Source organism: Siminovitchia sp. FSL H7-0308 (assembly GCF_037980985.1).
Classification (GTDB): Bacteria; Bacillota; Bacilli; order Bacillales; family Bacillaceae_C; genus Siminovitchia; species Siminovitchia thermophila.
Window position 1 is genome coordinate 4523934 of record NZ_CP150282.1, and the last position, 15459, is coordinate 4539392.

Here is a 15459-nt window from a genome sequence, read left to right on the forward strand (position 1 = left end):
AAAAACGCTGAAGAATCAAGGAACGGCACCTTTTAACTTGCTAACGCGAGCCCGCTTTTTAATGTGGCATGGAAATTGCACATTAGAACTACGAGAAAAATGATGGAGGTGCCAAAAATGGCTAGTCAAGTAGTAAAAGATTCCAAGATTCAAGAGTTGATTGAATTAGATAAAAAACATTATATTCACCCGACGACAGATCCCAAATTGCTTGCTGAAGAGGGACCACCCATAATTTTTGCAGGAGGGGAAGGCATTTATGCCGACCATGTAAATGGAGATAGATATATAGATGGAATGTCCATGTTGTGGAATGTGAACTTGGGGCATGGGGTGGCCGAGCTTGCTGATGCGGCCAGAGAACAAATGATGAAAATCGCTTATGCTTCCTCTTTTAAAGGTTTTTCAAATGAGCCGGCTATTGAACTGGCCAAAAAAATTGCTGATATGACGCCTGGCGACTTGGAAGCTGTTTTTTACACGTCCGGTGGTTCGGAGTCGAATGATACCGCATTCAAACTGGCCAGATTTTATTGGGAAATCAAAGGAAAGCCTAGCAAGAAAAAAATTATTGCCGTTTCAAACGCATACCACGGTGTGACGATTGGAGCCCAAACAGCAACAGCATTGCAGGCATTCCATGAGTTTTCCGGCTCCAATATTCCGGGATTGTTTGTACACGCGACTGCCCACTTGCTCAACGCGGAACAAGGGGATAAGAATGATCCGCAATATGAAGAATCCATTCGTGCGGCGATCGAAAGAGAAGGGGCGGACAATATTGCCGCCATTATTATCGAACCTGTACAAGGCGCGGGCGGTGTGAATATTCCTCCGGAAGGATATTTGCAAGCTGTGCGCAAGTTGGCGGATGAACATGACATTTTATTTATCGCTGACGAAGTGATTTGTGGATTTGGACGCACGGGAACGATGTTTGGCGTTGAAAACTGGAACGTTGTCCCTGACCTGATGAGTATTGCGAAAGGGATTACAAGCGGATATTCCCAGCTTGGCGCAGTTGTCATGAACAAGGAATTCCGCGACACGCTCGTAAGCTTTGAAGGAGTTCTTGCGCATGGATTTACTTATAGTGGACATCCAACAGCTTGCGCGGTCGCATTGAAAAATATTGAGATGTTGGAGCGCGATAACGTATTGGATAACGTGAAAGCGATGGAAAAAGTGATGCGGGACGGGCTCGCATATTTGAAAGAAAAACATGATATCGTCACAAATACGAGAGTGATCGGGCTATTGGCCGCGTTTGATCTTAGGGAAGATAGGGAAAATGACAAAACGTTTGCTCCGGAAGTAAAAGCGGCTCCAACCATTGTGGATGAGTGTTTTGACAGAAAGCTTATTTTAAGGCCGCTTGGCAAGGATCGTATCGCGATAGCACCGCCACTTATTATCAATAAGGAAGAAGTGGAGAAAATCATCGCGATCATTGATGAATCCATTACGGCCTTTAAAAACAAGCTCAAATAAAAAGAACCAAAGGAGGTTTACGGATGTATTACATCAATGGAGAATGGTATGAGTCCGATCAAAAAGAGCAAGTAAAAAATCCGGCAACGCTTGAAGTGATCGACACTATTTCGCTTTGTGGAAAAGAAGAAACGAAGCAAGCCATTGAAGCCGCCAAAGAAGCCTTTAAAACATGGGGGAAAACGACAGGGAACGAAAGAAGCGCCTATCTTTTCGAAGTGGTTCGTCTCATGAAAGAGAAGATGGAGGAACTTGCCCAAATCATCACACTTGAAAACGGCAAGCCGCTGCCGGATGCAAAAAGGGAAGTGTTGGGCGCCATCAGCTATTTGGACTGGTACGCGGAAGAAGCGAAGAGAATATACGGAGACGTGCTTCCTTCATCCCATAAAGATAAGCAATTAATGGTTATTAGACAGCCAGTCGGTGTTTGCGGAGCCATCACTCCATGGAATTTCCCGCTTTCGATGATCACTAGAAAAATTGCGCCTGCGCTTGCCGCGGGCTGTACAGTCGTATTAAAACCGGCTTTGGAAACACCGCTTTCCGCGATCAAAGTATTTGAATGTTTCCATGAAGCAAAAGTGCCAAAAGGTGTCGTTAGCCTCGTAATCGGACCTGCTGAAGAAATTGGCAAAGAGTTGACTTCAAGTCCCGATGTTCGAAAATTGACATTTACGGGGTCTACGGCGATCGGGAAAAAACTGATGCGGGATTCAGCCGATACGATGAAGAAAGTGTCCATGGAATTGGGCGGACATGCACCCTATATCGTATTTGAAGATGCTGATCTGGATCTTGCCGTTGAAGGTGTACTGCTTTCCAAGTTTAAAAACTCCGGCCAAACTTGTATCAGCACAAACCGTGTGTACGTACAGGAGTCGATTGCCGATGAATTTGCACAAAAGCTTGCAGAGCAGGCTTCCAAGTTGAAAATTGGCGACGGTTTGGAAAAAGGTACGGATGTTGGTCCGTTAATCAATGAAAAGTCTTTGGAAAAAATGAAGAGCCAAGTGGAGGATGCTGTCAAACATGATGCGAAAGTCGTCCACGGCGGAAATGTTTATAAGTACGAGAAGGGCAACGGCTATTTCTTTGAACCGACAGTCCTTTTGCATGCAACGGACGATATGCAAATTGCGACTGAGGAAACATTTGGCCCAATTGCCCCGGTCTTTACCTTCAAAGATGAAGATGAGGTCGTTGAAAGAGCCAATCATAAAACATATGGCTTAGCCGCTTATTGCTATACGAAAAATCTTGGCCGCGGCATGCGGATGATGAAAGAGTTGGAGTTTGGCATTATCGGCATTAATGATCCTGCTCCAATCGTCATCCAGGCGCCATTTGGCGGAATAAAAGAGAGCGGAATGGGCAAAGAAGGCGGAAAATACGGCTTGGAAGAATACCTGGAGGAAAAATTCGTATCCATTTACGAAAACTAATAGCGGCGGATGGCGCGTAACACAATTGCGCGCCATCCTACTACAAAAAGGAGGGACTATCGTTTTGAAGGAAAACTTGGCAAACATTCTAGAACAAATAGGGGCCAGGCCTATGGAACTGCGGGATATTTACAAAGTCAACGAGATGGCCGCTATCGGGTTCGGAGATCCGTCCATACCATTTAAGCCCGAGCACTTGGCAAGCCAAATTGAAACTTTTCCTGAAGGCCAGGTAGTCATTGAGCATGAAGATGGGACCATTATCGGATCATGCTCTAGTGTGATCGTCAATTTTGAAGATTATGGGGTCAATCACTCATTTGATGATATATCAGACAAAGGATATATTAGAAACCATAACCCGCAGGGAAAAAATTTGTATGGAACAGAAGTTGTTGTACATCCCGAATACAGGGGTCTTAAGGTTGGAATGCGCTTGTATGAAGCAAGAAGACAAATTGTAAAAGCCTTTCAGCTGGAGAGCATTCTGTTTGGAGGGCGTATACCAAACTATCATAAACACGCCCAAGAGCTTACACCTGAACAGTATGCACAAAAAGTGATTAATGGAGAATTGCATGACCCGGTTATGACGTTTCAACTTCGAAATGGATTTAAATTTATTTCCATCATGCCGAACTACTTGCCGCAAGATGCAGAGTCATTGAAATATGCTGCGTTAATGGAGTGGAAAAACCCGGATTACAAACAAGTGTAACCGTTCACAATAAAGAGATGGAAGGTCCATATTTTCCGATTGCTTTCGGACAATAACCTTCCTTTGAATAATAAAAAAATGTTTGCCAGGGGGCTTTTTACATGCAAAAAAACCCGTCTTTGAAAAGATCTCTCGGTTTATGGGCAATTGTTGCACTCGGATTGGGGTATATGACGCCAACAGTTGTATTCGATACTTTTGGAATCGTTTCTAAACAAACGGGGGGCATGGTCCCCTTGGCATACCTTGTCGGTTTGGTTGTTATGCTGTTTACAGCCATCAGCTACGGAAAGATGGTAAGAGTCTTTCCAAGCGCCGGTTCGGCTTACACGTATACGAGGGAAACGATGGGTCCCCATTTAGGATTTTTAGTGGGATGGGCATCATTGCTTGATTATTTGTTGCTTCCCCTTGTAAACGCTGTCATCATTCGCTTATATATGGAAGCGTTGTTCCCTGAGGCGTCGGCATGGATTTGGGTCCTCATCTATGTGGCTTTTGTAACAGCGATTAATGTTTACAGTATGCGCTCCACATCAGGCGTCAATACTATTTTGGTTGTGTTTACGATGGCCTTAATGATTGCATTTGTTGTTTTGGGAACCATTCAGCTTTCCAAAGGAATGGGAACTGGCACGCTGTTAACGATTCAGCCGCTCTTTCAAGCAAATATGGACACTGCCGCCATTTTAGCCGGGGCAACCGTAGTTTGTTTTTCGTTTATTGGATTTGACGCCATTACGATGTATACGGAAGAAGCAAAGGACATTAACACAGTGCCAAGAGCTATTGCTTTAACCGTGCTGATTGGCGGGGCGATCTTTTTCATTGGAGCGTATTATGCACAGACATTGTTTCCGGATGTGTCCGTCTTTCATGTTGTCGATGATACACTTCCCGAGATTGCTCTTCACGTCGGGGGAGTGATTTTTCAACTAATCTTTTTGGCCGGCGCGTTTGCGGCCACAACCGCTTCCGGATTGGCCTCTCATTCGAGTGTATCCAGGCTATTGTACGTAATGGGAAGAAACGGTGTTCTTCCAAGGAAACTGTTTGGATATGTTCATCCGAAATTTAGAACCCCGGCCATTAACGTTATTTTCGTCGGGTTGGTCAGCTTGTTAGCGATGGGGCCGAGCCTTGAACTCGTTGCCAGCCTGATTAATTTCGGCGCGTTAATCGCTTTTACGTTTGTAAACTTGTCCGTTATAGCCTACTTTGTCTTTAAAAGGAAACAATATAAAACACCAAAACAAGTATTCTCTTATATCATCATGCCGACGATAGGAGCCGCCTTTACGGGAGTTCTCTGGGCGTTCCTTCAGGCGGACGCGTTTATAGGGGGAATCGTTTGGGTCGTGATCGGCATCATATATATGTTGTTCATGTCCAAGGTTTTTAAAAGAAACATCAAAGATTTGGACCTGGATGAAGCCGAACAATTACCGAGTTAACAAAACAGCCTTGCGGGGCTGTTTTTACATGGTTGAAAAGGAGTGGATAGTTAAATTGGAAAAGGAGGATAAATGGATATGCGCGCTTATGGTCAAGCCCCATTTCTCAAATCAGACAGGAGACATCTTAAAAATGGAATCCATCATGAGACGAAGCATTTTACTGCAGATTCTTGTTTCATTATGTAGTCCTTTTTATAATGAAGAAAGAAGAATGGTGAATGGCATGGTTTCATACGAGAATTTCTTTCTATTTATCTTAATCAGTATTTTATGTCCAGTGATCGGGTTGCTCATATTAATCATCTATAATGCGTTTGAGAAGCAAATATATTTGTTGGAAGTGGAAAATTCAAAAGTTTTATTGGAAAAAGAATTGGAAACAACAAAATATATTAGACTGAATCAGCAAATCCAGCCCCACTTTTTATTTAATGCTTTAAATTCTATGTTTGGGTTAATCCGTTTAAAAAAATATGACCGTTTATCAGAAACATTTGAACATATGATTTTATATTTACGTTCCAAATATCATCAAGAACAAACTTTATATTCTTTAAGAGAAGAAATGGAGTATACAAAGCACTTTTTGGCGATACAACAGCTCCGTTTTGGGGAACGACTTCATGTTAAATGGGATGTTGAAGAGGGAACGGAAGAGTTACTCGTTCTCCCTTATCTATTGCAGACTCTTGTTGAAAATGCCTTTAAACATGGAATAGAAAAGGTGGAAGGGCCCGGAATTGTTCATATTATGATTCAGTCGACCGCGCGTCGGCTTTCTATCATTGTGAAGGATAATGGGCCTGGTTTTGCTTTTAACCCTTTAGAAGAAGAGAGCACAATAGGAATAGGTTTAATCAATGTCTCTAAACGGTTAAACCTATTGTTTGGGGAAGAGGCCCGTATGGAATTTTTGTTAGATGAACAGCAGGACGAGCATGGTGGAAAAGTAGTTGTGTCGTTGCCGAAAATTTGTGATAAATCAGAGTTGGGAGGTGAAACAATCAATGAACATTTTGGTTCTGGATGATGAACCGATCGAGTTGGAGCAATTAGAATTTTTAGTTCACTTGCATTATCCCAAATGGAGCATTTTTAAAGCGTTGTATGGTTCAGAGGCAATCAAATTGGCTGAACAGATGGTTGAAGTGGAAGACTCTTTTCAGCTAGCACTTATGGATGTTCAGCTTCCCGGAATGAATGGCCTGGAAGTGGCAACAACACTAAAATCGCTAATGCCCAATATGGAAATTATTATCATATCCGCTTTTCAAAATTTTGATTATGCCAAGCGGTCTATCCACTTAAAGGTACTAGATTACATTGTCAAGCCAGTGATAGAGAAAGAATTGGTTGCGGCTTTGCGGAATTTTCTAAAGACGCGTCCGGAATATGACAATTATTCAGACATTGTACGCGCGGTTATTCAGATGGTAAAAAGACATTATAAGGAGCCATTACGGCTAGCTTCTATTGCGAAAGAACTTCATATTAATGTTAGTTACTTAAGCCGGCTTTTTAGAGAAGAAGTGGGTATTAACTTCTCCGATTATTTGTTGCATTTTCGTATTGAAAATGCAAAGAAGATGCTTATCCAAAATAAAAACTGGACGATTCTCCGAGTAGCAGAGGAATGTGGCTTTAATAGCCAGCATTATTTTAGCAGCGCTTTCAAAAAAATGGTCAGTTGTACACCAAAGGAGTATCGCAACAAGAAAGTAGTTTAAGACGATGATCAAACCATTAAAACCTTTAAACATTATCTATTTAATCTCAAGTTGGTTATCAATCAGTATGATATTTATCATTGGGGAAGTCGTTATTCGATTTGGTGTTTTTTCCAGTATCGTTATTGTGTGCGCCTTTATGTTAGCATTTTGCGCCTCTTTTCTTTTACAAAAGCTGACCAAATCACCTGCTTTCGCAATCAAAAAGCAGTCTATAGCAGGAAGAATTATAAGGTCTGTAAGGATTTTAGAAGTTTATGTGTTGCATCTTTTTGTAAGTGGGTTGATTTTTCATTCTCTGTTTCAAATAAATATTTATATTTCTGTTTTTAGTACGGCAGCTACTTTTCTTATACTTGCTTCGTTTCTTCCAAACAAGAAAAATTGGAAACAAATGATAAAAGAAGCTAAATTTACTATTATCAGTGGATTAGCAATTATCCTTCCTACTTATATTTATTTGCAAAAAGGGCTCGAATCTTTATACCATAATCTTTTGTACTATCAGCCCCAGGTTTTGAATCATGATGCAGAAAGTTTACGTTTATTATGGCTCATTGCTTTTTTTATTTTCTTTGCAAAGTTATTATGGCAAGGAGATGTGATTGTCAAATATACAAATCCAAGTTTTAAAAAGGGAATTAGCAAATTGCTGATTGCCGTTTTTATCTTTTCTACTTTTCTACTGGCTTTTGCAACGATGAATGTTGTCGCCATTACACAAAACTTGGAATATAGCCATGCAAATGAATTATTTATATTATTAATCAAAAAGCTTTCCCCTTCGCTCATGTTTAAGATGTTTTGTTTTGTCGTTTATGTTGGCACACTTATATTATTCATTGATACACTTCCGCAAAAAGTGGGAGAAAGAAAAAGTAAGACGCCTTTTGTTCTTCTTTTAATAGCCGCGTTAATGACAGTTACTGTTTTTCACCATTATAGTCTTCTTTTGATTTATACATTTTTTGGCTTACTCATTGGTATATTAGTCATGGTAGCGACAGCTACCGAGGTGATTCGCAACATAATGTCAAGAAAGTGAAAAAAGTCCCAACAATAATGCAATATTATTGTCGGGACTTTTTTTATAATGAATAAACAGAGATCGCGAACAAAGCAGTGATGAAAGGGTTATCATTCTGAGAAAGGAGAATCAGATTGAAAATATATATTTTGCAGAGATTGCTTTCCCTTATACCGGTCATGTTAGTAGTGGCTATTGTCGTCTTTTTCTTGATACACCTGACCCCTGGAGATCCTGCATCCATTATATTGGGCCCGGATGCTCTGCCCGAAGACATACAAGAGTTACGGAATGAGCTTGGCTTAGACTTGCCTCTCTATGAGCAATTTTTCAGTTGGTTTAGCGGGGTATTAATAGGGGATTTGGGAGATTCGCTTTATTTGGATATGCCAGTTTTGAAGGCGTTTACAAGTCATTTGGCCCCTACTTTATCCTTGGCTATTTTGGCTCAGCTTATCTCAATCGTCATTGCCATTCCACTTGGAGTGATCGCTGCAACAAAAAAAGGCACAGCAGTAGATCAATTTTTCATGGTATTTGCTTTACTTGGAATCTCTATACCGAGTTTTTTGCTGGGACTTTTACTCATTCTCTTATTCGCGGTTGAGCTTCGTTGGCTTCCAGCTGCCGGCTATCAACCGCTCAGTGCAGGATTATGGAACCACTTGAAGTTTTTATTATTACCGGCCATCACCCTTGGAGCCATTCAATCCGCGTTAATTGCCCGCATGACCAGGTCATCCATGCTCGATATACTCAGCATGAATTATATTAAAACCGCCCATGCAAAAGGCCTGAAAGAAAAAGTCATTATTTATAAACATGCTTTTCGGAATGCCTTCATTCCAATCTTAACGGTTATTGGCCAGGCATTTGGCACTTTAGTAGCCGGCGCGGTAGTGACCGAGGTGGTTTTTAATATACCTGGGCTCGGCCAGTTGATTGTTAATGCCATTCAACGAAGAGATTATGTTCTCATTCAAGGGAGTGTCCTATTGATTGCCGGAACTTACGTCCTGATTCATCTTGTGGTGGACCTATTATATGGAATAGTAGATCCGAGGATTAAACTAAATAGAAAATAGGGGGTGAAGGAATGCTTGCAAAAGTGATGGAATCGGATGTCGCCGTGCAAAAAAAAGATATTGCCAAAGAAAGAAGATCTTTATTTATCAGACGGCTTTGGGCGAATAAAATGGTTGTGATTGGCGGAGGGATCATGTTATTGATCACTTTGTCAGCACTTGCTGCTCCGCTCATTACCCAATTTACTCCTTATGACTTGGAGGCGGTAAACCGTTTAAAGCCCCCAAATGCGACTCATTGGTTTGGTACTGATAACTTCGGACGGGATATATTTAGCCGCGTAGTTTACGGAGCAAGAGTATCCTTGGCTGTAGGGCTTTCCGTAGCGGTTATTACAGGTTTATTGGGTCTGTTTATCGGAATGTATGCGTCGTATTATCGCGTTCTCGACCACATTTTAATGAGAATTGCCGATGGTCTGATGGCCTTCCCTTCCATTCTTTTGGCTATTGCGATTATGGCAGTAATGGGGCCTAAGCCCATAAATGTTGTGATCGCCATCGTCATTGTGGAAACACCGGGCGTGGCCAGAATTGTCCGCTCAGCTGCCCTCGTTGTAAAAGAACAGACTTATGTTGAAGCGGCAAGAGCACAAGGAGCAGGCTCCTGGAAGATCATTTGGTCGCATATCGCACCGAACGTTCTTACTCCTCTTATCGTTCAAATTACATATGTTTTCTCGGTTTCCATGATCATAGAGGCATCTTTGAGCTTTTTAGGAGCGGGAATTCCGGCACCTGAACCAAGTTGGGGCAATATTTTATATGATGGCAAAAGCGTGATCCAGACAGCTTGGTGGATGACTGTATTTCCCGGGATGTTTCTCTTATTGGCAGTGTTAGGGTCGAATCTGCTTGGGGATGGCTTACGTGACTTGATTGATCCCCAGTCTCATCAAACAAAAAAATCATAAATAATAGGAGGTTGAAGATGTCTATTCAGCCACTTTTGGAAGTGAAACATTTAAGAACAACTTTTACGACGGAACAAGGGCCTGTTGCGGCGGTTGATGATGTCACCTTTAGAGTAAACAAAGGCGAAACCGTGGGGGTTGTAGGAGAATCGGGTTGTGGTAAAAGCGTAACTTCTGAATCAATTATGAGGTTATTAAATGAAAAGACGACTAGGTATGAAGGGGAGGTTTTATTTGAAGGAAGGAATTTGTTGAAGCTTAGCAAATCGGAAATGCGGAAAATCCGTGGAAATAAAATATCCATGATCTTTCAAGACCCGATGACTTCTTTAAATCCGGTACAAACCATTGGAGATCAAATAGCTGAGGTAATTGTAATCCACCAAAAAGTGAGCAAGGGCGCAGCACTAAAAAAAGCGGAAGAAATGTTGAAGCTTACCGGCATACCGGCGCCAGAAAAAAGAATACATGAATATCCGCATGAGATGTCTGGAGGAATGAGACAGCGGGTACTCATCGCCATGGCTCTGGCATGCAGGCCCAAAGTACTGATCGCGGATGAGCCGACCACTGCTCTTGACGTAACGATTCAAGCCCAAATCCTAGAGTTGATTGATGATTTGAAATCAGAGCTGGAAATGGGCGTGATGATGATCACACACGACCTGGGTGTTGTAGCTGAAGTGTGTCAACGGGTTGTCGTCATGTATCTCGGCCAGGTAATTGAAGAAGGTGTGGTGGAAACATTGTTTTTCAATCCGCTTCATCCTTATACCAAGGGCCTGTTGAAATCAATTCCCCAGATCGACGGAGACCGGACGGAAAAACTGCATGTCATTAAAGGAGTTGTCCCGCCTTTAACCGCTATTCCAACTGGTTGCCGTTTCGCGCCAAGATGTGCGTTTGCCGATGAACAGTGTAAGAGTAGCACACCTGACCTACAAGAAATAGGTAATGGCCAAAAGGTGAGATGTTGGAAGGCAGACGAGTTTTTAAACAAGGAGGGTGTGGGACAAAATGCAGCAACAGTATGAAAGGCAAGAACCTCTCTTGCAGGTTAAAGATCTCCAGAAACATTTTCGAATCACAAATCCACTAGGCAAAGTGACCGGTCACGTAAAGGCGGTTAATCATGTCACGTTCGATTTATTTGAAAAAGAAACATTGGGGCTTGTTGGAGAATCCGGATGCGGCAAAAGTACTACCGGCCGAACCATTTTACGATTAACAGAACCTACTTCCGGTGCGGCTTTATACCAAGGGCAGGATATTTTTTCATTAAAAGAAAAAGAATTTATGCCTATCAGAAAAGAAATGCAAATGGTCTTCCAAGATCCCCATTCTTCGCTTAACCCCAAAAAAAGAATCGGCTATAGCATTGAAGAGCCAATGAAGATTCAAGGGATTGGAACAAAGGCTGAAAGAACAGACAAAGCGATGGATTTGTTACATAAAGTTGGATTGCGCAAAGATCAATATGATCGGTATCCTCATGAATTTTCGGGAGGGCAAAGACAACGAATTGGTCTCGCGCGGGCACTGGCTGTCACGCCAAAAATCATTATATGCGATGAACCAGTCTCGGCTTTGGATGTTTCTATACAATCACAAGTCATGAATCTTCTGCAAGAGCTGCAAGGAGAATTTGGACAAGCCTATTTATTTATAGCCCATGATCTCAGCGTTGTTCGCCATATTTCTGATCGAATCGGGGTCATGTATCTGGGCAAAATCGTAGAGTTGGCACCAACCGATGAACTTTTTCAAAATCCGCTTCACCCTTATACTCAAGCTTTACTGTCTGCCATTCCGATTCCCAATCCGCGCAGAAAAAGAGAGAGAATCGTCATGAAAGGAGATGTGCCCTCCCCGGCAAATCTGCCTTCAGGATGCGTTTTTCATACGCGGTGCCCATACGTCATGAATCGATGCAAGTCAGAAGTTCCAACAATCATACAAGGGGCCAATGGCCATCAGGTTGCCTGCCATCTCCATATGTAGCTGATGGGGTCAGATAAAAAAAGGAGAGAGACAACGTATGATTAAGAATGTATATCTTCAAGGATCTGCCAAGGACATTGGATTTGGTCACGGGAGTCAAGGGAAGCAAGAAGTAATCAATAGTTTGGAAACATATGAAAAACTATTTTATGGGTTCAAAAAAATGAGATGGTCCGAAGCAAGGGAATACGCATTACTTCATTTAAAGGCGATTGAACAATATGATTTGCAGATGGTGGAAGAAATGGAAAGAATTGCGGAGGGTGCGGGAGTCGATTTTGAAGACATTTTAACATTAAATGCCCGAAGTGAAATAGCCCTGACCAATCAAGGAGAATTGCTGGCGGATGGTTGCACGACGATGGCGATCACCAGCCCCATTAGCAAAGACACTATCATTGGCCAAACTTGGGATTGGACTCCATCGCAAAAAAGAAGTTTGCTATTACTCCATATACAAGCCAAATCTAAACCCCGAATGACAATGGTGACTGAAGGGGGCCTCATCGGTAAGATTGGTTACAATTCGGCTGGAGTCGCCCTGTGTTTTAATGCTTTGCTGACAAATAAAAGGACAAACGAAATACCATTACATCTTGGTGCCCGTGCCGTCTTAAACTCCTATTCGCAAGCTGAGGCGATAGCCAAAATTGCAAATGGGCAAATAGCCGCCGCTGCCAGCTTTTTAATTGGATATGATGACGGCAGTGGGAACGGGATGGCAGTTAATCCGGAAATCTCCCCTTTTGGCATTGATTATGTAGGCGGGGATGAAGGTTGGCTGACCCATACAAACCATATTTGTTCCGCTAGTCTTAACAATAAATTGAAGGATTTGAATGACTTCAGGTTTGAGGATTCAATCCTTAGGAAGAAGAGGGCGGACCAGCTTATAAAGACAAGCCTTGCCGTCGGCGAACCGATCAATGAAAACGTATTTGAGAGGTGGCTTTCAGATACATTTAATAAACCAAGTTCTATTCATCATTTTCAAAATAAAAATGTTCCTGAACATCGACGGGCAGAAACGATCTTCTCGATTATCATCAATGTAACAAATAGGAGGGCGCTATTACGGATTGGCCAAGAAGGAGAATTCAAGGAGATTGACAGCTTCCGAGAATGAGCCTGGAGAATAGTCGGAAAAGAAAGATAATAAAAAGTGGAGGAAATATCATGAAAAAAATGCTGATATCTTTTGTGGCAGTTATGATGTTAGTTGGATGTGCTTCATCATCTGATGATGCGGGAAAAAGCGGAAAGAATGAAAAAGGCGGAACATTGAATGTTGCGTATATGGCACAACCTCCTACCTTGGATCCGCATGTAACTGTTTCTGTAGCCACAACTGATGTGGGACGTAATATTTTTGAAACCCTTTTGGCCTTTAACGAAAGGAATGAAGCCGCGCCATTACTCGCGGAGTCATTTGAATCAAGTGAAGATCTTAAAAGCATCACTTTTACATTAAGAAAAGGTGTCAAGTTCCATAATGGAAAAGAAATGACCGCAGATGATGTAGTGGCATCCATGGAACGCTGGAAGGTACTGAATGGCAAGGCAAGCACCTATTTTTCCAAATCCGAATTTGTGAAAGAAGACGATTATACTGTCACGTTAAAAATGGATAAACCATTTACAATCGCCAAATATATTTTAGCCACTAATATAAACTTCCCGGCTATTATGCCAAAAGAAGTGATTGAAAATGCGCCAAAGTCCGGAGTTAAGGAATATATTGGAACAGGACCATTCAAGCTGGAAGAATGGAAGCAAGATCAATATATAAAGCTAGTGAAAAACGACGATTATCAATCACCACGCAAAGAACCAGATGGATTGGTCGGCAAAAAGGAGGCGATGGTTGACGAATTATACTTCCATATGGTCCCTGATGCATCGACCAGAACGGCGGGCATTCAAACAGGAGAGTACGATATAGCTCTGCAAATTCCATATGATAATGTTCCGGCAATAGAAGGTGACCCGAACATAGAAGCAATGACCCATCCGGAAGGATTCAGCACAGTTGTATTCAATAAGCGTAATGGATTGTTTTCTAATGAAAAAGCGCGGCAAGCATTAAACCTTGCAGTAGATAAACAAGAAGTGATGATGGCTGCATTCACCGATGAAAAGTTTTATACATTGGAGCACGGATTGTTGACGAAAGAGTATGTAAGCTGGTACAGAGAACAGGGAAAAGAGCAGTATGAAGCGCATGATCCGGAGACTGCCAAAAAACTGTTCAAAGAGGCTGGCTATAACGGGGAAAAGCTAAAAATATTAACAACGAGAGATTATGAAGATCAATATCAAATCGCGGTCGTTATTCAGGAAAATCTTAAAAAAATAGGCGTCAAGTCTGAATTACAAGTATATGATTGGGCAACATTGATGGAAGTTAGGGAAGATGATACATTTTATGATTTAATGCCAATGGGTTACAACCCGGTAACAGACCCAACGCAAATTAACTTTTTAGACTCCAGAATTCATTATACAGGCTGGTCGAATAGTCCGGAAATGGATCAATTGTTGGATCAATTGATGGTTGCTCCATCAGATGAAGATGCTAAAGAAATTTTCGGTAAACTGCAACATGAATCTTGGAACTATTTGCCTGCAATCAAATTTGGAGATTATGATAGTGTTGCCGCTATACGCACCAATGTGGAACATTTTGAGATGTTTCATGGACCGATTTTATGGAATGTTACAAAGTCAAAGAAATAAATCGACAGAAAACAATCTTTTTGTAACGTTATGATCGGCTTGATTGCAAAAACGATGCGGCAAAAAACGAAAATCCGCCTTTCCATCATGAATAGTTCCGGCCCTTTATGTGGATATCTGAGTAGAAGCAAAAAGATGTCCACATTATATGAGAGAAAGGTCTTGGCAGAGTCGGTATCGGCAGCTATTCTAGTGGATAAACGAGTAAAATGTAAAGGGGTCAAAGCCGGCGTCAGCGCTATAAAATAAGTTGTTATATAAGAGTAAGGAAAATTGTTCCGATGAAAGGGCCTGGGATCCAAAGCGGGTTGTCTTTCATTTGTCATGTAACCGGCAAAATGTTCGTTTCGGTGGAAAAGTACAACAGAAAGTTGCAGGTGCCGAAGGCTTTGAAATGAGCAAAATTTCTATTATATTTTATTGTCAAATTTTAGAAAATGGCCTTTATCATTTTTAGGTGGTTGGGTGTACTCCAAACTTACTGTAAGTTCTTTTAAAGAGGGGAGACCTGTGATATGATTTTTCATAATAGTCACTCTTTTATTGTGCTTTGTTTCTGCCAAAGGAGGTGACCTTGTTTGATCGAATTTGACTATGTCCTTCATTAATGAGATTTAGTAGAGGTAAACAGAAATAACACTATGAAGCTTATATTGTCTACGATGTATAAGATTCGATGGCAGCTGTATGAAAAGGCGTTGGTTCCCCCGATTTGATGTTTATAGATTAGTCATGGCGGCCCAACGTAGGCTCCATTAAGGTACTTGTAGGATAAAGAGCGCAGTAGGTGCTAAAAAGGTAGAAAAACGAATACTCTTGATGGGCTTCACATATAAGGTAACCCGATTACGAATATAT

13 protein-coding genes are annotated in these 15459 nt (G+C 41.7%); all 13 read left to right on the forward strand.

The window, feature by feature from the left end; translation table 11 throughout:
- Positions 1 to 117: 117 nt before the first annotated feature.
- Positions 118 to 1491, forward strand: a complete 1374-nt coding sequence (locus MHB50_RS21200) for an aspartate aminotransferase family protein (RefSeq protein ID WP_340084664.1) — start codon at positions 118 to 120, stop codon at positions 1489 to 1491.
- A gap of 23 nt (positions 1492 to 1514) precedes the next feature.
- Positions 1515 to 2936, forward strand: a complete 1422-nt coding sequence (locus MHB50_RS21205; RefSeq protein ID WP_340084665.1) for an NAD-dependent succinate-semialdehyde dehydrogenase — start codon at positions 1515 to 1517, stop codon at positions 2934 to 2936.
- 64 nt (positions 2937 to 3000) lie between these two features.
- Positions 3001 to 3654, forward strand: coding sequence for a GNAT family N-acetyltransferase (locus tag MHB50_RS21210; RefSeq protein ID WP_339160883.1), 654 nt, complete (start codon positions 3001 to 3003; stop codon positions 3652 to 3654).
- Between the two features lie 101 nt (positions 3655 to 3755).
- A complete protein-coding gene (locus tag MHB50_RS21215; RefSeq protein ID WP_339160886.1) occupies positions 3756 to 5108 on the forward strand; it encodes an APC family permease in 1353 nt (450 codons plus the stop codon).
- A gap of 133 nt (positions 5109 to 5241) precedes the next feature.
- On the forward strand, positions 5242 to 6141 hold the full coding sequence (locus MHB50_RS21220; protein WP_340084666.1) for a histidine kinase: 900 nt from the start codon (positions 5242 to 5244) through the stop codon (positions 6139 to 6141).
- The gene (locus tag MHB50_RS21225; protein ID WP_339160892.1) at positions 6119 to 6838 is read left to right on the forward strand and encodes a helix-turn-helix domain-containing protein; all 720 of its coding nucleotides are present in this window, start codon (positions 6119 to 6121) and stop codon (positions 6836 to 6838) included. Before MHB50_RS21220 ends, MHB50_RS21225 begins: the two co-directional genes overlap by 23 nt.
- 4 nt (positions 6839 to 6842) lie before the next feature.
- Positions 6843 to 7883, forward strand: a complete 1041-nt coding sequence (locus tag MHB50_RS21230; protein WP_339160894.1) for a hypothetical protein — start codon at positions 6843 to 6845, stop codon at positions 7881 to 7883.
- A gap of 116 nt (positions 7884 to 7999) precedes the next feature.
- Positions 8000 to 8950, forward strand: a complete 951-nt coding sequence (locus tag MHB50_RS21235; RefSeq protein ID WP_339160895.1) for an ABC transporter permease — start codon at positions 8000 to 8002, stop codon at positions 8948 to 8950.
- Between the two features lie 11 nt (positions 8951 to 8961).
- On the forward strand, positions 8962 to 9864 hold the full coding sequence (locus MHB50_RS21240; RefSeq protein WP_339160897.1) for an ABC transporter permease: 903 nt from the start codon (positions 8962 to 8964) through the stop codon (positions 9862 to 9864).
- Positions 9865 to 9881: 17 nt separating this feature from the next.
- On the forward strand, positions 9882 to 10898 hold the full coding sequence (locus MHB50_RS21245) for an ABC transporter ATP-binding protein (RefSeq protein ID WP_339160900.1): 1017 nt from the start codon (positions 9882 to 9884) through the stop codon (positions 10896 to 10898).
- Positions 10882 to 11865, forward strand: a complete 984-nt coding sequence (locus tag MHB50_RS21250) for a dipeptide ABC transporter ATP-binding protein (RefSeq protein ID WP_339160902.1) — start codon at positions 10882 to 10884, stop codon at positions 11863 to 11865. Before MHB50_RS21245 ends, MHB50_RS21250 begins: the two co-directional genes overlap by 17 nt.
- Positions 11866 to 11902: 37 nt before the next feature.
- Complete coding sequence (locus MHB50_RS21255; protein WP_339160904.1) at positions 11903 to 12991, forward strand: C45 family peptidase; 1089 nt, start codon at positions 11903 to 11905, stop codon at positions 12989 to 12991.
- 50 nt (positions 12992 to 13041) lie between these two features.
- Positions 13042 to 14601 (forward strand): ABC transporter substrate-binding protein, encoded by a 1560-nt coding sequence (locus MHB50_RS21260; protein ID WP_339160905.1) that lies wholly within the window; start codon positions 13042 to 13044, stop codon positions 14599 to 14601.
- The last annotated feature ends 858 nt before the right edge of the window (positions 14602 to 15459 follow it).

Bases quoted from the DNA above. Each gene is read 5' to 3' on its own strand.
- MHB50_RS21245 (WP_339160900.1), top strand. From the start codon at position 9,882: ATGTCTATTCAGCCACTTTTGGAAGTGAAACATTTAAGAACAACTTTT.
- MHB50_RS21205 (WP_340084665.1), top strand. From the start codon at position 1,515: ATGTATTACATCAATGGAGAATGGTATGAGTCCGATCAAAAAGAGCAA.
- MHB50_RS21220 (WP_340084666.1), top strand. From the start codon at position 5,242: ATGGAATCCATCATGAGACGAAGCATTTTACTGCAGATTCTTGTTTCA.
- MHB50_RS21255 (WP_339160904.1), top strand. From the start codon at position 11,903: ATGATTAAGAATGTATATCTTCAAGGATCTGCCAAGGACATTGGATTT.
- MHB50_RS21250 (WP_339160902.1), top strand. From the start codon at position 10,882: ATGCAGCAACAGTATGAAAGGCAAGAACCTCTCTTGCAGGTTAAAGAT.
- MHB50_RS21225 (WP_339160892.1), top strand. From the start codon at position 6,119: ATGAACATTTTGGTTCTGGATGATGAACCGATCGAGTTGGAGCAATTA.
- MHB50_RS21200 (WP_340084664.1), top strand. From the start codon at position 118: ATGGCTAGTCAAGTAGTAAAAGATTCCAAGATTCAAGAGTTGATTGAA.
- MHB50_RS21240 (WP_339160897.1), top strand. From the start codon at position 8,962: ATGCTTGCAAAAGTGATGGAATCGGATGTCGCCGTGCAAAAAAAAGAT.
- MHB50_RS21215 (WP_339160886.1), top strand. From the start codon at position 3,756: ATGCAAAAAAACCCGTCTTTGAAAAGATCTCTCGGTTTATGGGCAATT.
- MHB50_RS21260 (WP_339160905.1), top strand. From the start codon at position 13,042: ATGAAAAAAATGCTGATATCTTTTGTGGCAGTTATGATGTTAGTTGGA.
- MHB50_RS21230 (WP_339160894.1), top strand. From the start codon at position 6,843: ATGATCAAACCATTAAAACCTTTAAACATTATCTATTTAATCTCAAGT.